This is a genomic window from Mycobacterium sp. IS-2888 (assembly GCF_001954215.1).
Taxonomy (GTDB): domain Bacteria; phylum Actinomycetota; class Actinomycetes; order Mycobacteriales; family Mycobacteriaceae; genus Mycobacterium.
The window spans coordinates 1-1,758 of record NZ_MBET01000083.1; the positions used below are offsets into that span (position 1 = coordinate 1).

The 1,758-nt window shown below is 67.6% G+C and carries 2 protein-coding genes; both read right to left on the reverse strand.

All coding sequences use genetic code 11. The features are described 5' to 3' along the window. Positions 1 to 9: 9 nt before the first annotated feature. Positions 10 to 1,254 (reverse strand): PPE family protein, encoded by a 1,245-nt coding sequence (locus A5745_RS15700; protein WP_076117163.1) that lies wholly within the window; start codon positions 1,252 to 1,254, stop codon positions 10 to 12. A 430-nt stretch (positions 1,255 to 1,684) separates the two neighbouring features. Next, the coding region (locus tag A5745_RS25195) for a hypothetical protein (protein ID WP_139329418.1) at positions 1,685 to 1,758 on the reverse strand (74 nt) is incomplete at its 5' end.

Consider the following 1,758-nt stretch of genomic DNA (forward strand, 5'->3'; position numbering starts at 1 on the left):
GGCATTTCTTTATCCTGCCGATGGTGGTCGGGTGAGTACGTTGTAGCGGAAGCCGTAGCGCACGCCGAGGTTGCCGCTGCGTTGGGCGCCGCGTCCGCCGACGAGGGGGACGCCGCGCATGGCGGCGTTGGTTCCGGCGGCGTTGGCGCCGTCGGGGTTGAGTAGCTGGGTGCTGACGAGTTTGGTGGCGGTTTGTTCTTCGGCGCCGGCGGCGCTGGCCCAGCTTTGCGGGACCGACAGTCCGCCGATTTTGGTGGCCGAGGACAGGCTTGCCGTGGGTACGGCGGCCGGGTGGAAAGTCCACCCGCCCGCGCCCAACGCCGCAAACTGCGGTGTCGGAAAGAACGCACCTTGCGCGCCGGCCGTCGTTCCCACCGGTCCATTGAACGTTTGCTGCGCAATGCTCGAAAAGAAGCTGGCTAGGCCGTTGGACTGATAGGGCAAGCCCGTCATTCGTTTCAGCACCGTGTCGTAGTTCGCGGAGACGAGCCCGAGCCAGTTGTTGGTGGGGGTGGGCAGGCCTTGGGTGGAGAGGTTGGTGAGCAGGTTTTGTAGCCAGGTGAAGGGCCCGGTCGTGGTGGTGGCCGCGGTGGTGGCTTGGGTGGTGGGTGCGGTGCTGGCCGCGGCCAGTTGCGGGGTGACCGCGGCGACGTTTTGGGCGGAGTTGCCTGCCGGGGTGGCCTGGGCCTGGGCGACTGCCAGGGCTTGTTCGGCGGGGGCCTCAGGCGTGGTGGTATTGGGAGGGGTGTCAAACGGCTCGAGCGCGGAGGCCAGCGCCGCGGAGGCCGAATAGGCATACATGGTGGCGGCGTCTTGGGCCCACATCTCCATGTACTGGGCTTCGGTGGCCATGATGGCCGGGGTGTTTTGGCCAAAGAAGTTGGTCGCGATCAGCGTCATCAACAACACCCGGTTGGCCGCGATCACCGGCGGGGGCACCGTGCCCACAAACGCGGTCTCGTAGGCTCCCGCGGCCGCGCGGGCCTGGTTGGCGGTCTGCTCGACTTGCCCGGCCACCGTCGAGAGCCAGGCCACATAGGGACTGACCGCGGCCAGCATCGACCTCGAGGCCGGACCCACCCACGGGGCGCTGGTCAACTCCGAAACCACCGACCCATAGCCACTGGCCGCGGTGGCCAACTCCGCGGCCAACTCATCCCATGCAGCAGCCGCCGCCAACATCGGCCCCGACCCCGGACCCGCATACATCAGACCCGAGTTGACCTCCGGTGGTAATGCGCCGAAATCGAGCACCTACGAACCACCGTGCCCGAACGGCATGGGTTTACTCACGCATCGCCCCCGCATGACGACATTCACCAAGTTGCTTTTGAGTGAGGCTAATCGGGAGGACTCCCCTGACCTCCCCGCCGCAGCGACCCGCCGCGGAACCGCCACCCTAACCTGTGCGGGACCTGAGACGGACGACGCGGCGCCCATACGCCTACGCCTCTCCGCAAGACCTGCCCACCACCTGCGGCAACATCCGATAACGTCTGCGACGGGCGGGAGGTGTTAGCGGCTCCACCGGTCATTGCCGCGGCATGTTTGGGCGGTAAATGCCTCGACCTGGGATAAAAATCCGGCCGCAGCTAAAGCCGCCGGCGCCACGTCGTTCGGACTAGGACGCCCGAAGGCGCGCCGGCCGCACGTGTGTGCGGGGCGCGCCTTCGGGGTGTGTGGTTTAGCCGGCGGAGAGGGGGCGGGCCATGACGGTGGGTTTGAAGCCGTAGCGTGGGCCTGCGCCGGCGCCGCGCG